Annotated in this window: 13 protein-coding genes; 11 read left to right on the top strand and 2 right to left on the bottom strand. The window is 59.8% G+C overall.

What is annotated here, in order from left to right:
* Positions 1 to 61: 61 nt before the first annotated feature.
* Positions 62 to 682, top strand: a complete 621-nt coding sequence (locus tag P0119_08485) for a hypothetical protein (protein ID MDF0666096.1) — start codon at positions 62 to 64, stop codon at positions 680 to 682.
* A gap of 74 nt (positions 683 to 756) precedes the next feature.
* Here the strand turns inward: P0119_08485 and P0119_08480 are convergent, their stop codons facing one another.
* Positions 757 to 2466 (bottom strand): mechanosensitive ion channel, encoded by a 1710-nt coding sequence (locus tag P0119_08480; protein MDF0666095.1) that lies wholly within the window; start codon positions 2464 to 2466, stop codon positions 757 to 759.
* 394 nt (positions 2467 to 2860) lie between these two features.
* Between P0119_08480 and P0119_08475 the strand changes: the two genes are divergently transcribed.
* Entirely contained in the window at positions 2861 to 3919 is a 1059-nt protein-coding gene (locus P0119_08475; GenBank protein MDF0666094.1) for a hypothetical protein, read from the top strand.
* A gap of 266 nt (positions 3920 to 4185) precedes the next feature.
* Entirely contained in the window at positions 4186 to 4542 is a 357-nt protein-coding gene (locus P0119_08470) for a hypothetical protein (GenBank protein ID MDF0666093.1), read from the top strand.
* A 159-nt stretch (positions 4543 to 4701) separates the two neighbouring features.
* On the opposite strand, the gene P0119_08465 is transcribed toward P0119_08470, so the two are convergent.
* A complete protein-coding gene (locus tag P0119_08465; GenBank protein ID MDF0666092.1) occupies positions 4702 to 5709 on the bottom strand; it encodes a DUF4105 domain-containing protein in 1008 nt (335 codons plus the stop codon).
* A gap of 439 nt (positions 5710 to 6148) precedes the next feature.
* On the opposite strand from P0119_08465, the gene P0119_08460 reads away from it, so the two are divergent.
* From P0119_08460 to P0119_08425, 8 genes are all read left to right on the top strand, one after another.
* On the top strand, positions 6149 to 7918 hold the full coding sequence (locus tag P0119_08460; protein ID MDF0666091.1) for an alpha/beta fold hydrolase: 1770 nt from the start codon (positions 6149 to 6151) through the stop codon (positions 7916 to 7918).
* Positions 7919 to 8283: 365 nt separating this feature from the next.
* A complete protein-coding gene (locus tag P0119_08455; protein MDF0666090.1) occupies positions 8284 to 8997 on the top strand; it encodes a lipid-binding SYLF domain-containing protein in 714 nt (237 codons plus the stop codon).
* A 275-nt stretch (positions 8998 to 9272) separates the two neighbouring features.
* Positions 9273 to 10622, top strand: a complete 1350-nt coding sequence (locus tag P0119_08450) for an outer membrane protein transport protein (protein MDF0666089.1) — start codon at positions 9273 to 9275, stop codon at positions 10620 to 10622.
* Positions 10623 to 10816: 194 nt separating this feature from the next.
* The gene (locus P0119_08445; protein MDF0666088.1) at positions 10817 to 11527 is read left to right on the top strand and encodes a lipid-binding SYLF domain-containing protein; all 711 of its coding nucleotides are present in this window, start codon (positions 10817 to 10819) and stop codon (positions 11525 to 11527) included.
* 107 nt (positions 11528 to 11634) lie between these two features.
* Positions 11635 to 12411, top strand: a complete 777-nt coding sequence (locus P0119_08440) for a hypothetical protein (GenBank protein MDF0666087.1) — start codon at positions 11635 to 11637, stop codon at positions 12409 to 12411.
* Between the two features lie 39 nt (positions 12412 to 12450).
* Positions 12451 to 13290, top strand: coding sequence for a peptidylprolyl isomerase (locus P0119_08435; GenBank protein MDF0666086.1), 840 nt, complete (start codon positions 12451 to 12453; stop codon positions 13288 to 13290).
* A complete protein-coding gene (locus tag P0119_08430) occupies positions 13287 to 14267 on the top strand; it encodes a HupE/UreJ family protein (GenBank protein MDF0666085.1) in 981 nt (326 codons plus the stop codon). The genes P0119_08435 and P0119_08430 overlap by 4 nt, the downstream gene beginning before the upstream one ends.
* A 10-nt stretch (positions 14268 to 14277) precedes the next feature.
* The gene (locus P0119_08425) at positions 14278 to 16224 is read left to right on the top strand and encodes a DUF3604 domain-containing protein (GenBank protein ID MDF0666084.1); all 1947 of its coding nucleotides are present in this window, start codon (positions 14278 to 14280) and stop codon (positions 16222 to 16224) included.
* Positions 16225 to 16247: the final 23 nt, after the last annotated feature.

Here is a 16247-nt window from a genome sequence, read left to right as displayed (position 1 = left end):
AGGCGGTGGGCAAGAAGGTGAGATGGAGAGGATCTGAGTGAACGGATAGAAGGTCGCCGCCGTGACCGATGATGCCCGCAATCTTCGAAAGGCAAGGCCGATGATTATGAGCGTGATCGCCGGAAAGCACCGCTGTTCGCGCAGGTCGTTCCTCTGGACGTTCTGCCTGCTGCTTCTGGTCGTCACGACGACAGGCTGTCCCCGCATCATCTCGCTGAAGTACGAACCGACCAATCCTCTGAAAGGACAGGGATCTGTCGGCACGGTGCCCTTTCGCTACCAACCGTCGGTTGAGCATCGGGTGCGTCCGCATCAGGTCGAAACCGATCCTACATCGAAAAGCAAGTTGTACCTCGCGCAGGAAATCGGCTCCTTCTTCGCAGATGCTCTCCGCAAGGAGCTGGACCGGTCGGGGTACCGAACAACGGAGCCGAGCGACCGTGTCGTGTCCGGCACCATCACACGATTCTATGTTGACTGGAAAAGCGGACAGGAACGATCGTTCGACCTGGTGGCCGACTTTACCGTCCGGTCGGGCGAGCGCACGCTTTTTACCTGGAACTGCACGTCGGCGCAGAGGGGGCCGAACATGCTGGCGCAGGATGGAATCTTGATTCGCGAGGGGATCACCGATTGCACACACAGGTTTCTAGCGGCCGCACAGGACGCGGGTGCTTTCTAACAGGCTGCGGAAAACCCCTCGGTTTATCTTTCGAAAGCCTCGGGACGAATGGAGTGGTCAGGCCGGGTGCGCGCTCATGTCGCGGGCGGCGTGGCGGGTGGCGCGAACCACTGGTCCTTCGGCACGATCTTGGGCTTTACGGGATCGTCCTGGTACGCCGGAGTCATGATCTGCACGCCGTGCTCGTTGAAGAGATCCAGGATGTTGTGGTGCAGCGCGGCATAGAGTTGGGGGCTTTCTTGGGGACGATCTGAATGGACGTTCAATTCATATTGCACCGCGAAGTCGCCCAGCGAGGGCAGCAGGACGACCGGCGGAGGGTTCTGTAACACCCCCTCCGTACGCCTTGCCGCCTCGAGCAACAGGGCTTCCACCTGTCGCCAGGAGGTTTCGTAACCGACTCCCACGATCGCATGAAGGATCAGCCCTCGCTCCTGCGCGAGCGAGCTGAAATTCGTGACGCTGCTGTTCAGAATCATGGAATTCGGGATCGTGATTTCTTCGTTCTTGAGGGAGCGCAGGTGCGTCACTTGCAGCCGCATGGCGGTCACATCTCCGACCAATTGGTCGATCATGACTCGGTCGCCGACTTTGAAGGCGCGGCGGTAAATCATTGTGTACCCCGCGATGGTGTTGGCGACGACCGAGGATGATCCGAGCGAAAAAATGACGCCCAGCAGAATCGATATCCCTTTGAACGCTTCCGAGTCGGATCCCGGCACGTACGGATACGCGACGACCAATGCGAAGGCGATGGTCACCGTTCGCAGAATGCGGTAGGTCGGCATCGCCCAGTCGGCATCGAATCCACTGAGGAAGAACGTGCCCTGTTGAATGGCGGTGAAATACATCTTCAGCAGCTTGAGCGTGTACCGAATGACGACCGCGAGGATGACGAGGAAGATCAGCCTCGGCACCGCATCGATGACGGCCAGTCCCATAGTCTGGAGTGGATCGAGCACGAGCGACAGGAGTCTCGCTGAGAGCGCTTTCGTCCAGGGAAACAGGCCGAGGACGAACTGGCTATGGATGAACAACAGAAAGAGGATGAGCATCGTGCGCACGAGCTGTCCCGACGATCGGATGCCGTTCCAGATCAGTTCTGATTCTACGAACCGGAAGATCTTGCCGCGCAGGCTCTCCACCTTCGTCTGGTATCGTTTTTCCAGCAACCGGTCAGCGCGCCTGAACCCCAGGACTAAGAGATACACGGACAGCAAGAACGCCGTGGTCGCACCCACCGCATAGATCGTATGAGTGAGGAGGATCTCCGGATTCCTGTCGTGCCGGTAGACGGCGAGCTCGGTCTTGATACGGCGTTGATAGGCCTCGGCTAGAAGATGGCGTGACACCCCTTCGATCTCCGCATCAGCATCGTAGACCGTCATCACGAGCTCGTCCGAGAACTTGAGGAGAGAGCGGTCTCTTCGTTCCTCTACATGGAGGGAGTCCAGCGGGAGGCTTTCGTTCGAGGCGATGTCGCGCAGGCGTTGTTCGGTGAGGCCGGCCCGTTGCTCAGCCGGAAAGGCGCTGACCCCGCGCACTTTGAACAGAACTCGACCATCCAGCCTTACTGGGGCCATCGGGATCAACTCCGACGCGGCGGTGGGCGTCGGGATCGCTCGCTGTTCGGCCGCGAACGACCTGTCTATTGCCGCGCCGACGAGCAACAGCACGAGGACGCAGAGGCGGAAGGGTCGGCAACCGATGGTGGAACGAGCACGGAGCCCTGAGCGAGGGAACGCTATGTGTGTAGGCGCACGAAAGGACATGCTCGACAGCATACTCCGGCTGCTCTGCTGCGGAACGGCGTGGTGCAGAAGATAGCAAAGGCCGGAGCGCCTTGCAATGTGCCGCTCGTCGGCCTGCGTCTCCGATAATTCCCAGCATCTCTCCCGCCTGCAGTTGACTCTCAGGCGATCCCACCCTATACAAATACAAAGGGTCCCTACGCGGACTGAGCGGTGCCCAAGTCGGTCCGTCGGTGTCGGCCGCGCAGAGACCAGCAGACAGTTTCGATCCCAGCGAACCAGGCGCGCAAACCCAAGTGCATAAGGACGGCTCCTTCCTCTGCACCGACCAGTATTGCGCGCGCTCTATTGCAGGCGGGCGAAGAAAAAGCGAACCGGATACAGAGACGAACCATTTGGGAATCCGATTGGTGCGTAATGTTCGGCAATGACGAATCCCCAAAGGTCGATCACGCTCGAACCCTCGACGGTGAGCGCCGAAGAGAAGCGACTGCTTCAGGCCATGGGCCGGCGGAGCAACATTTCCTGGGCGGCGCTCTCTCTGACTGCGTGGCTGGTATCGGGCTGCATATCGCCGGTATGGGGGCAAGAGCAGCCGATGGCTCAAGAGAAAGCCGATGCGAAAACAACGCCTGAGGAAAGGTCGGCATTGGACGAGTTGCACAGCACTCTGGAGACTGATCAAGGAGGGCCGCCTCGCGACCCTCGGTTCCTGCCGCCCAGGTTGAGGCCCAGGCTGTTGAGCGAGGAAGAAAGCGCGGAAGCCGAGCGTCTAAAGCGACTTGCTGCGAAATTCGGGATCGATCCGACGGCGATCGTGGGCCGAGTGCAGATGACGGCACAATATCAGAACCTGCAGCAGGGGGCCCATGCAACCGACGCCGTCTTTCGCGTGGATCTTCCATTTCGCGAGAACTGGTTGCTGCGCATGGAGCTGCCGTATCTCAAGTGGGTCGATCCGAATAGTCCCGGCGCCGCCAATCTCCGAGGCCTGTCGGACATGGTCGTCGGGGCGGGTTGGCGTGTGTACAACACTCCGGAGTACGCCGTATTCCTTGGTGCGATTTCCACGTTTCCAACGGCAGCGGAGACGGATCTGGGTTTCGGCAAATATAACGTAGGCCCGGTCCTGGCGACGGCCCGATTCCTTCCGGACTGGAATTCCTTGCTCTTTGGAACATTACAACATTTGACCACGGTGGGTGGAGATCCGGCACGGAAAGATGTTTCACTCACAAAGTATACGCTGCAGCTTGACACCCTTTTGATCGAGCGATGGTGGACGATCGTCCAGGGAGTCTGGCAGGTGGACTGGGAACGGGGAGCGAAAACCAGCATGACGCTTGAATTCGAGGTCGGCAGGAATGTCATAGGTCGATGGGGGGCATTCGTGCGCCCTGGAGTCGGTATCTGGGGACGAGATGTGCTGGGAGCGTATGATTGGCAGGTCGAAGCGGGCGTGCGGTACGTATTTCCGTCGTTCTGATCGAGACGGGACGGGAAGGTGAGTCCGCTCGTGGCACATGTGCGGTAAGGTAAAGGGGGCTGCAAGTTAAAGGGGTTTGACCCTCTTTGAAATCTCGTAGCCCACTCGCGCTCACTGACTATCGTGACGATGTATCGTTCATGTTCACGGGCAAGCTCAACGAGCTGCCCCTCAACCTCGTGTCGGTACAGTACGGGAAAGCCGATAGTCGGTAGCATTCGCTATCGCCGACCGGGTTACTCGCTTGAAAGCCTAGGGAGGTCGCGATGAAAAAGGTGCTTGTTCTTGCTGCTGCCGGCGAAGCCGTCACCGGTGTGGCATTGCTGGCGGTCCCATCGCTCGTTGGACGGTTGTTGCTCGGTCAAGAGCTGAACGGCGTGGGCATACCGGTCGCTCGCGTGACCGGCATCGCTCTGATCGCCTTAGGCGTCGCCTGTTGGCCGGACAGCGATACGAACAGCGCCTTTCAGCCGGTCCTGGGCATGCTGTGTTACAGGCTGTTCGCCACGCTGTACCTTGCCTACCTTGGCGTCGGTGGCGAATGGGTCGGGAGTCTGTTATGGCCGGCGGTGGCGGTTCACGCCATATTCACGATTCTTCTGGGCCGCATGTTGGTGCAATAAGATTTCGCGGTCGGGAGCGATTGGCACGGTTGGATATTCGCAGGATGGCGCCGGCGGTAAGGTCATGCTCATTGAAGATACGCGGGATGACCACTTCATAATAGCGATTCCCGTTCGACACTTCTCGCCTGGCTCAAAGCTGGTCCATCCGGTTCAAGGTTAGGACGGGTCCGGCAGGCCCTCGCGAATCAAGCGGGAAAAGTCGGGCGACAAGCCGGCTGCCTTCGCCTTCTCGGTGATCTCACTCCGTTTTTTCAGCTCCGGGAAGGGTAAGCTGGTATCGAGCCGTCCCCGCTCATACCCCAGCTCATCGAGCCGACCGTTCAACAATATCCGCGAGTCCCAGGGCCGCCCTTCCCCGATATGCTGACCGTGCACGCGGATCGAGGTCGTGCAGTTATGGATCAGGGCGTTGTACCACTCAGGCTGCTCCGCCAGACGATTGATCTCTTCCAGATAATCCAGCAATAGCGCTCGGGCGCGCTCCTGGGGCACCCGGAGCCGGTAGAGGTACATGCGTTCGCCCCGCTGGTTCGCCCGCACACCGATCACATCGCGCTCGTCCGCCACCACGTAGTACAGCTCGAACTGCCGGAAAAATCCACGGAGCGCGTCGTAGGACTCGCCCTTCTCCTTCCGCGTCTCAATCGAGATAGCGAGCGGCGGCGTGTCGTCGAACTCCCAGCTCGCGATCGTGTGAGCGATGAGCGTGGGCCCCCAGAACGAGAGAAACATGTCGAATCCTCGGAGTCGGTCGAGATCGTACGTGCGTGTCTCCCACTTGTCCGTAAAGTCTGTCTCGCTCCGATACTCGAAGTTGCGCACATTCTCGATCGTTACTCGGCTTCCCTCGATCGTGGCGCGGGAAAGCCGGGCTACATCGGGGGTCCAGTTTCGGTCTTGACGCGGCGCAATCTGACTCCACCAGGCGACGACCAACACCAGCCCCATCGCTGACACGAGCACCGCACGGGTGAACGGGCGGAACAGGATCAGAAGCGCGATGCAGCCGACCGCGAACGTGATGGAGAAAATCGCGCTCAGCGTGGGATTCGACGGGCCGTCGATCCACAGCGCGAGCGATGCCCAGGCGATGCCTATCAGAAGCAGCGGCCACACCAGCAGCTTGATGATCAAACTTTCGCGCCAGGTTCTCGTCTTAGTCACGGTCTCCTCTTCTCCCTCCCGCGTCCACTGCAAGCTGAGATCATTCTCAGAGCTGCCGGCCAGGATGGTTCGATCGACAGGGGATGGGAGTCTACTCGGAGGGTGTTGACTCGTCAATCAAGATCGGGCACCATGCCGCGTCTACCTAGTGTAGTGCCTCTAACGCGTATTGACTTTTCCGTTGGCCCTGAGCTTGTCGAAGGGCTCAGGACGAGCGCTGTATAAAGCAATTTTTGACGCACGACACTAATTCGCACGAGGTGCCAAAATCCTGTCCACTCGTCCTCGGTCATGCGAACTGGAGGAGTACTTACCCCTAGCGATCATGTCTCCTCCTGAACGCATGGCCGTGTCAACTCCGAGGCGTGCATCGATAGATTGCCGCAGACCACTCCTGCTCGGTGCCCTGTGTCTGCTCCTCACAGCATGCGCCGGGCAGGTGTCAGCGGTTCGCGGCGACCCCAAGGACGTCCGCTACGATCTCGCCCGAAGTGCCGTCACCACTGGCGACCCAAGCTGGCCGACGCGCAACGTGCTCTTCGAGCAGGGTCTGTTCGACAAATTCGACGAATACCCAGCCGCCTCTATCACGGCCTTGCATCGGACCATGGTGCAGGAGCGTGGAGATCCCGACCTCCTGTTTGCCTTGGCCGAGCTTTCCTTCCTGCAGGGGCAGAAGACGAAAAGGTCCGATTACAGTCTCGCGGCAGCAGTCTACGCCTACGCCTTCCTATTCCCGGAGGAGACGGGTCTGGCCCCAGGGCGTTTTGACCCGCGCCTCCGGATTGCCGCCGACCTGTACAAGTGGGCACTCACCAGCGCGTTCGCTTCGGAGGACAGGTCAGAAGTCATCCTCAAGGGAGGCAAGTTCGCCCTGCCCTTCGGAGAGATGGACGTGGCCTTCGACTCGGCCGCCCTACGCGCGGGAGATCGCGCCCTGTATCAGTTGATTCCGAGCTCCGAGCTGAAGGTTGAAGGTCTCGCGATGCGGTATCATATCCCGGGGTTGGGAGTCCCGCTTGCTGCCTCTACGCGACCCATCGATGAGTCACGGCCTGGCCGGGATATGGTGGCCCCGCGCCTGAAGGTGCCGCTGACCGTTCTGCTCCGGATTCCTCACGCGAGGCAAAATCTCGTGCAGGGACGCCCATTGACGAGTACGCTTGAAGTTCATCTCCCCTGGGACGAGGAAGCGGTCTCGATCGCCGGCGAGGAGATCCCACTCGAGAACGAACCGACAGCCGCTTTGGCGCTCACGTTTAACAATCTGCCGATCCTGAACCTCGAAGTGTCCAGGTTCTTAGGTCGGCTCACCGGAAAGGATCAGCCGCCTCCACTTGTTTCCGGCACTCCGTATCATCCCGGGCTCATCCCAGTGGTCTTCGTGCACGGCACGACGTCCAGCGCTTACCGTTGGATGGAAATGTACAACCGGCTCCTCGGCGACCACGAGATACGAAGCCGCTATCAGTGCTGGTTCTTCCAGTACGATTCCGGCAATCCCATCGCCCTGTCCGCGCTCCATCTGCGCGAGGCCCTGACCGAGGCGGTGGCGCGGCTCGACCCCGAAGGCAAAGACCAGGCTTTGCGCCGGATGGTGCTGATCGGGCACAGTCAGGGAGGCCTGTTGGTCAAAATGCAGGCGATCAGCACCGGGGATCGGCTCTGGAACGCCGTGAGTCGCAAACCGCTCCAGGAGCTGGAGCTAAAGGACTCGACCCGTGCGCTACTGCAGAAGGGGTTCTTCCTCGAACCGCAACCGGATGTGTCTCGCGTCATCTTCATCTCCACTCCGCATCGCGGCAGCTTCGTGGCGGGGAGGAAATTCATCGGCAACCTCGTTCAACGGCTCTTGACCCCGTCCCCCGTCACCACTGAGGTTTCTGAGGACGTCTTCAGGAATCGGGACGCTCTCGTGGGCCTTCCTGTCGCCCCGACTGCCGTCGACAACATGGCGCCGAGCCATCCCTTTATTCAGGGTCTTCAGAAAATTCCTGTCGCTCCGTCGATCAAGGCCCATTCGATTATTTCAGTCGAAGGGGATGGGCCGGTTGAACAGGGCAACGACGGCGTGGTGGAGTATTCGAGCGCCCACATCGACGGGGTTGAGTCCGAACTGGTTGTGCGGTCGAGCCATTCCACGCAGGGAAAGCCTGAAACCATCGAAGAGGTACGCCGGATTCTCCTGCTCCATGCCGGCACGAAGTGACAGGTGCGTGAAACACCTGCTCCGAGCCCTGTGCCCAATTCATTTGGTTGTTCAGATGGCTGATGGCTTTATGACCATCAATGACCGCTTGCAAGACAGAGGTGCACCCTGTGACCGGCCGGGAACCAGAACAACAGGGAATTCTCTCGCATCGAGGCAAGTGAACGAGAGCGTTCTGTCCAGCCCTCTTCCGGCGAATGAAGAATGGGGATCGGAAGGCGACCGGCCGGCTGTGAGGGGTAGACAACGTTCTAGCACTTTATACATTGACTCGTCTTGTATTGTTGGCTATGGTCCGTCCCGTTTTGCATAAACGAACACAACGCAAACACAACAGAGCGGACAGTCAACCACAAGGGGGTACCATGATTCGATTGTTTGATCGGCAGCAATTCGGCACGTCCATTCGACTTCTCCTCGCAGCAGTTCTTACCGGAACAGTGGCTTTGGGTGGAACCCTGTCCGCCCTAGCCGAGGATGCTGTGGAGCAGCAGCAGCTCGTGGACAAGGCCAAGATGACGCTGGAAAGCTTTTTGGCAGATCCCAGCATGGGACCGGCGCTCCGTGATCTGAAACAGGACACCAAAGCCATCTACATCGTGCCGCAAATCCTCCGTGGCGCCTTCATCTTCGGCGGGGCAGGGGGGAGCGGGGTGTTGCTCGTCCGTGACGAGGCAACGAAGAAATGGTCCGAGCCAGCTTTTTACAACATCGGGTCTGCGAGCTTCGGCCTGCAGGCCGGAGGCGACGTATCGGAGACCATCTTTATCGTGCGGAACCAGAGAGGGTTGGAACAGTTCTATCGCCATGATTTCAAGCTCGGGCTTGACGCGAGCATGGCGCTAGGCCCGGTCGGTGAAGGAGGGTCCATGAAAGGAATCACCGCGGACCTCATCGGCTATGCAAGAAAGAAAGGGGCCTTCGTCGGAATGTCGGTGAATGGCTCTATCATTGCGGTCTCCGATGATTCCAACGAAGCCTACTATGGGAAACCGGTGCGGCCGACGGACATCATCGTGAAGCACGCAGTCAGTAATCCCAAATCCGCCGACCTCCGCAACGCGGCCGCCAAGTTCTGATCGCGGCTGCGAGTCTGATTGGTCCGGTTCGGCCCCTGCGACATCGATCGGCAGGGGCCGGAGCACCAGACGGCGGTGGCGGATCCCTGTTTTCGCTTTTCTTCCGTCTGTCTAACGCGATAGCAGGCTGCGAAACCCCCTCCGTTCATCCTTCGAGAGCCTCAGGACGAACGGAGTGCTCGTTGAATTTACTGAGGTTTTCCGTTCGTGCTGAGCTCGTCGAAGCACACAAATCGAGTTTTTCCGCAGCCTGATAGCAAAATAGGAGGTGAGTCGTGACGATTCGTAAACGCCGTCTCACGATCACGGTCATGGCCGTTGCAGCGTTGCTTCCGACTTTTGCACAGGCCGGCGGTGGCCTTTCGCTCTACGAGATCGCCACCTCGGATGTCGGCCTGGCGAGCGCGGGATGGGCCGCGCGCGCGCAGGACCCGGCCACGCTCTTGAAGAACCCCGCCGGAATGAGCCGGCTGGAAGGGAACCAGTTCCAAGGCGGCGCCCAGCTCCTCTATGCCAGCATAGGATTCAGTCCAGGCCCTGGCACCACCGTGTCCGGCAACGACGGGGGCAATCCGGTCGGCCTCCTGCCAAACCTGAGCGGGTTCTACGCGCATGGACTGGGCAAGGATGTCAAAGTGGGCCTGGGCCTCTTTTCGAATTTCGGGTCCGCGCTGAACTATGACTCCGGGTGGGTCGGTCGCTACTACGCACTTGAGAACACATTGATCGGCGTCAGCGTCATGCCGGGGGCAAGCTATCGCCTCAACGAGCAATGGTCGATCGGGGCTGCGGCCAACATCATGATCGGGTACCTGAACTACAGCGCCGCCATCAATAACAATGTGCTCGCCGTCACCAATCGTCCCGATGGGGAGCTCCAAGCACGGGACACGACCGTCGGAGCAGGCGGGAATTTCGGCTTGCTCTATGAGCCGAGGCAGGGCACCAGGATCGGCGTGACCTACTACTCCCAGATCAGCCTCAATTTCGGCACCGTCCCTGCTTTCACCGGCCTGTCCAATCCGGTCTTCGCGGCCATCCAAAATCGGGGCCTGTTGGGCAACGAAATCGATCTCGGGATGACCGTCCCCCAATCCGTGGTGCTCAGCTCCTACCACGAATTCACGGACCGGTGGGCCATGATGCTGGATTTCGGATGGCAGCAATGGAGCCGGTTCGGCAAGGTGGATGTCGGGATCACCGGAGGCAATGTGAATCCGAGCCTCACGACCGACATCAACTATCAGGATACCTACCATGTCGCGTTGGGAAACCGGTATCAGCTGAATGACAAGTGGCTGGTCAACACCGGTTTTGCGTGGGACAGTTCCATGGTGAAGAATCAGGACCGCACGGTCACGCTCCCGGTGGGACAGGTCTTTCGGTTCGGGTTGGGGGCGGAATGGCAGGCCCGTCCCACCCTCAACGTCGCGTTCAGTTACGAGCTGGCCTACACCGGCGACATGCCGGCGGCTCAGAACCGAGGGCCGTTGGCCGGAGCGGTTGTCGGATCGTTCCCCGGAACCTACCTTAATTTCTTTCAGGTGAGTTTTATCTGGGGCAAGGGGGCGGGCGGATGGAGCAAGGGGGCGGATGGCGCGGGATCGGCGAAGGAGGCGAGTTGATTGATCGAGGGCCAGAACGGGAAACAGAGCGGGCCGCGTGAGATGAGTTCCAACGCGAGCGCGTAGCTACCAAGAGCTTCACCATGTCCTAACATTTTATATATTGACTCGTTTTTTATTATTGGCTATGGTCCGTCGCGTTTTGCACGAAGGAAAACAACCGAGCAGCCAGTCAACCATAAGGAGGTTCCAAGATGCGGTTTTGTGAGCAACAGCGATTCGGCATATTCACCCGAGCTCTCCTCGCAGCGGTTCTTGCCGGAACAGTGGTTGCGGGTGGCGCCGTGCCGGCCCTAGCAGAGGGCTCAGTAGAACAGCAGCAGCTCGTGGACAAATCCAAGCTGACGTTGGAAGGTCTCCTCGCAGATCCCAGCACGGGACCGGCGCTCCGTGATCTGAGAAAGGAAACCAAAGCCATCTACATCGTGCCGCAATTCGTCCGTGGCGCCTTCGTCTTCGGCGGGGCCGGGGGGAGCGGGGTGTTGCTCGTCCGTGATGAGGCTACGAAGAAATGGTCCGAGCCGGCTTTTTACAACATCGGCAGTGCCAGCTTCGGCCTGCAGGCCGGAGGCGACGTATCGGAGATGATCATTGTCGTGGTGACCCAGAGAGGGCTGGAACAGTTCTATCGCAACGAATTCAAACTCGGGCTTGACGCCGGCATGGCGATCGGCCCGGTCGGTGAAGGAGGGGGCGTCAAAGGGATCACCGCGGACCTCGTCGGCTATGCGAAGAAGAAAGGGGCCTTCGTCGGAATGTCGGTAGACGGCTCTATCATTGCGGTCTCCGATGCTTCCAACGAAGCCTACTATGGGAAACCGGTGCGGCCGACGGACATCGTCGTCAAGCACGCGGTCAGTAATCCCAAATCGGCCGACCTCCGCAACGCGGCCGCCAAGTTCTGATCGAGTCTGCGAGTCTGATCGGTCCGCTCCGGCCCCTGCGACATCGATCGACAGGGCCGGAGCACCATCATCCAGAGCCTCGACGGGCTGGAGAACAGTTATCGAGCATGAGCTACAACGCGAGCGCGGAGCTACTGCTCATCGGGCTCTTCGTCGGCATGATCATGTGCCTGCTTATCGGGCAACGGCTGGGTCGTCGAGACCGGGCTGACGCGATGGATTCAACCCACCCCCGGCTCTCCGCCGTGGAAGCCGCGATCTTTGGGCTGATGGGCCTGATGATCGCGTTCACCTTTTCAGGCGCCGCGCAGCGATACGAGCTCCGCAGGCAACTTGTCGTGGATGAAGCCAATGCCATTGGAACGTCCTACTTGCGCCTGGATCTGCTTCCGACTTCCCGGCAAGCGGCGCTGAGAGACGTCTACCGCCGGTACGTGGAAGCCAGGATCGCCATGACCAGCCGACTGCCGGACGTCAAAGCGTCGGAGGAGCAGATGGTCATCGCGACCAGGCTCCAGCAGGAGATTTGGGTGGGAACAATCGCCGCGCTAGGAGAGGCTCCTCCCGATACGATGATCGTCGTACTGCCGGCGTTGAACGAGATGATCGACGTGACCACCAGCCGCGCCATCGCGGCTCTCACTCATACCCCGAAGCTCATCATGGCCATGCTTTTGCTGCTGAGTCTGGTCTGTTCCCTCTTGGCTGGATACGTTATTGCCGGTACCCACACTCGTCAAGTCGGACTTCACCTGCTGGCGTTTGCGCTGGTGATGACCACGACGATCTACATCATCATCGACCTCGACTATCCTCGCCACGGGATTATACAGATCGACTTCGCAGACAAGGCGCTCGTAGACGTCTTGGCCGGCATGAAATGAGCGGTGGGACGTTGATAGGAGCGCATTAACGGTATCGCCATGAGACGTTGGTTCAGCGAACCATTGGTGCATTTCCTGATTCTGGGTGGATTGCTGTTCGGCGCCCATGGCTGGATCAATCGGGGAGTCGGAGATGAGCCGCGTGTGGTGCGCGTGACCGCTGCGGAGGTGAACTGGCTCGCGGAGACCTGGACAAGGCAGTGGCAGAGACAGCCGAGCGAAGAGGAACTTCGAGGCCTTGTCGCAGACTATGTGAAAGAGGAACTTCTCGCCCGCGAAGCCAAAGCAATCGGGCTGGACGACAACGATACCATCGTCCGCCGCCGGCTGGCGCAGAAGATGGAATTTCTCGTGCAAGACACTGCTCGGTTGGCTGAGCCGGGAGGAGATGAGTTGCGCCGACTCTATGACGCGGAAACGGCTCGTTACAGAACTCCCGCGCGCATTTCCTTTACGCAAATCTTCTTCAAGACGGAGGCCGGAGCGAGAACCGGACTTGCCCGAGTCGCCCAACATGGTCCCGCGCAATTGGGCGACTACACGTTGCTGGACCGCGATTACGCCACGTTGGACGAGCAAACGCTGTCAACCCTCTTTGGGGAACAGTTTGCCCGACAGGTCTTTGCCTTGGAACCGGATCGATGGCTGGGGCCGGTCCCCTCGGCCTATGGATTTCACCTGGTGAGGGTCAATGGGCGGGAGAGCCCCGTGGTGCGTCCCTTCGGAGAGGTGCGGACTCAGGTACTGGAGGACTGGCACCGTGCGCAACAAGCCAGGGCGAACGAACAGTTTTTTGCCGGCCTGTTGAAAAAGTATGAGGTCGTCGTCGATGAAACAGTCCGGCCGCTGATAGGCCCCTTCGCGAAGGTGGCTCAATGAAGGTCGGCATCGTCTTGATGCTGCTGGTATTCCTCACCGTTCCGGCCGCTGCCCATGAAGTGAGGCCGGCCTACCTTGAACTGCACGAAACTGTCTCCGGCGAGTTTGCCGTGCTCTGGAAGACGCCGATGCGTGGAGAGATGCGGCTGGCGTTGTCGGTGGAATTCTCAGGGCGAACAGAAAAGTCCGCACCGGTCGTCAGGCGCGAGACCGGCGGCGCAGCGATCCAGATCTGGCGGATGAAGTCGATCGACCCCTTGCGCGGCCAATCGGTGCGCCTTGTCGGGCTGGAACGAACGATGACCGATGCGCTGGTGCGGGCCGAATTTGCCGACGGCACGAGCTGGACGCAACGGCTGACACCTCAACAACCGGCGGCGGTGATTCCCGCAGGCCAATCCGGCCTGATGGTCGCGGGCCTGTACCTCAAGCTCGGCGTCGAGCATATTTTGCGGGGCATCGATCATCTCTCGTTCGTGCTGGCCCTCCTGATCATCACCCAAGGAACGTGGCGCCTGGTGAAGACCATCACGGCCTTTACGATCGCGCACAGCATTACGCTCGCCCTGGCCGCGCTCGGATTTGTGGAGGTGCCGCAGGCGCCCGTGGAGGCGGTCATCGCACTCTCGATCGTCTTTGTGGCGGCCGAGATCATCCGCGGATGCAACGGGCGGGGAGGGCTCACGGCCCGTGCGCCCTGGATCGTGGCGTTTGCCTTCGGGTTGCTGCACGGCTTCGGCTTCGCAGGGGCGTTGAGCGAGGTGGGCCTGCCGCAAGGACAGATTCCGGTCGCCTTGTTGTTTTTTAACCTCGGCGTTGAGGCTGGACAACTCCTGTTTATTGCCGCCGTGCTCAGCGCGATGGCTCTCGTCCGTCTTCTTCGTAGGCCGCTCCCGCCCTGGATAGAGTGGGCACCGGCCTACGCCATCGGGACTGTAGCGATGTTCTGGGTTATTCAACGTATAGGGCAGTTTTAAGGAGGTAGCCATGTCACCGTTTCGCATGTCAGCCGTTGCGGTCTTACTGGTCGGTCTCAGTACTGCGCCATGGGCCTTGGCGCATGAACAGAGCGATATCGGATCGGCCGACAAGGCCGCGCTTGAAAAGGTTCATCCATCTAAGCCGGCCTATTCGCCCTATGCGGGGCGCAATTTCCCCACCAGGCCGTTGTTCGGCGACCAGCATCTGCACACGTCGTTTTCAATGGATGCGGGCGCCTTTGGTGCAAGGCTGACGCCACGAGATGCCTACCGCTTTGCCAGAGGCGAGGAGCTCGTGTCGAATACCGGCCAACCAGTGAAGCTCTCCCGGCCGCTCGACTGGTTGGTGGTGTCGGACCACTCTGACGGGTTTGGATTCTTTCCGCAGTTGATGAGCGGCGATCCCGAATTGTTAGCCACTCCACAAGGTAGAAAATGGTATGACCAGATCAGATCCGGCCATGGCGCAGAGGCTGCGATCGACATCATCGTCAGTTTCGGAAAAGGACAACTTCCCAAGGGATTTCCTCTTCCTGGCACTCGCGCCTATCGCTCGGCCTGGCAGGAGGTCATCAAGGCGGCGGAAGCCTATAACGATCCCGGTCGATTTACAGCTTTCATCGGCTACGAATGGACCTCGAACACGGGCGGCAACAACCTGCACCGGAACGTCATCTTCCGCGAGAACGGTGCGAAGGCAAGTCTCGTGGAGCCCTTCACCACGCTGAAGCCGCTCGGCAGCGACAACCCGGTGGATCTATGGAAGTGGATGGCGGCCACGGAAGACAAGACCGGGAGCGAAGTGCTGGCGATCGCCCATAACGGCAATGTGAGCAATGGCCGGATGTTTCCCATGGTCGAGACCTTCGGGAAAAAGATCGATCAGGAGTATGCCGAGACACGCATGAAATGGGAACGGCTGTATGAAGTCACGCAGACCAAAGGCACCGGCGAGGCGCATCCGGTCCTCTCGCCGACCGATGAATTCGCCAATTTCGAGATTTGGGACAAAGGCAACCTCGACGGCACCGAAGCCAAGAAGCCCGAGATGCTTGAGTTTGAATATGCGCGCTCGGCCTATAAAAATGGTCTCAAGCTCGAAGCGCAGCTCGGCGTCAATCCGTACAAGTTCGGCCTTGTCGGCGGGAGCGATGCGCACAACGGCCTCACCGCGATGGAAGAGGATAACTTCTTCGGCAAGACGGCGCCGCAGGAGCCAAGCCCTGAGCGTATGACGAGGGCGTTCTTCAGCAATCCTAAGACCGGCGTCAAGGTGATGGATTGGGAGGTTTCCGCCTCCGGCTACGCCGCAGTTTGGGCGACGGAGAACACGCGCGAAGCGATCTTCGACGCAATGAAACGCCGCGAGACCTACGCGACGACCGGTTCCCGCATGATCGTGCGGTTTTTCGGCGGTTGGGACTTTGAGTCCCCCGATATGCACAATCGGCTACCCGCAGCCGTCGGGTATACCAAGGGCGTGCCGATGGGCGGCGATTTGACCGACGCTCCGAAAGGGAAGGTCCCGACCTTCCTCGTTGCGGCGCTGAAAGACCCCATCGGGGCCAACCTGGATCGGATCCAGATCATCAAGGGGTGGCTGGATGCCAAGGGCGAAGTGCATGAGAAAATCTATGACGTCGTCTGGGGCGACGCGGACAAACGCAAGCCGGGAAAAGAGGGCAAATTGTCGTCCGTTGGGAACACGGTGGATGTGGCCAATGCGACCTGGACCAACACCATCGGCGATCCGGAACTGATCACGGTATGGAGAGACCCGGACTTCGACGCAGGCCAGCGCGCGTTTTATTATGCGCGCGTGATCGAAATCCCGACCCCGCGCTGGACGGCCTACGATGCAAAACGCCTTGGCAGCAAGCCGCTGCCTGGCACGGCGATGATGCTCCAGGAAAGAGCCTACACGAGTCCGATATGGTACACGCCCGGGAATTAGCCATAGTCGTGATTCCTGACCGA

Source organism: Nitrospira sp., assembly GCA_029194665.1.
In the GTDB taxonomy this organism is placed as follows: Bacteria; Nitrospirota; Nitrospiria; order Nitrospirales; family Nitrospiraceae; genus Nitrospira_D.
The sequence above is the reverse complement of the archived record's forward strand: the minus strand, read 5'-3'. Positions and strand labels throughout refer to the sequence as shown.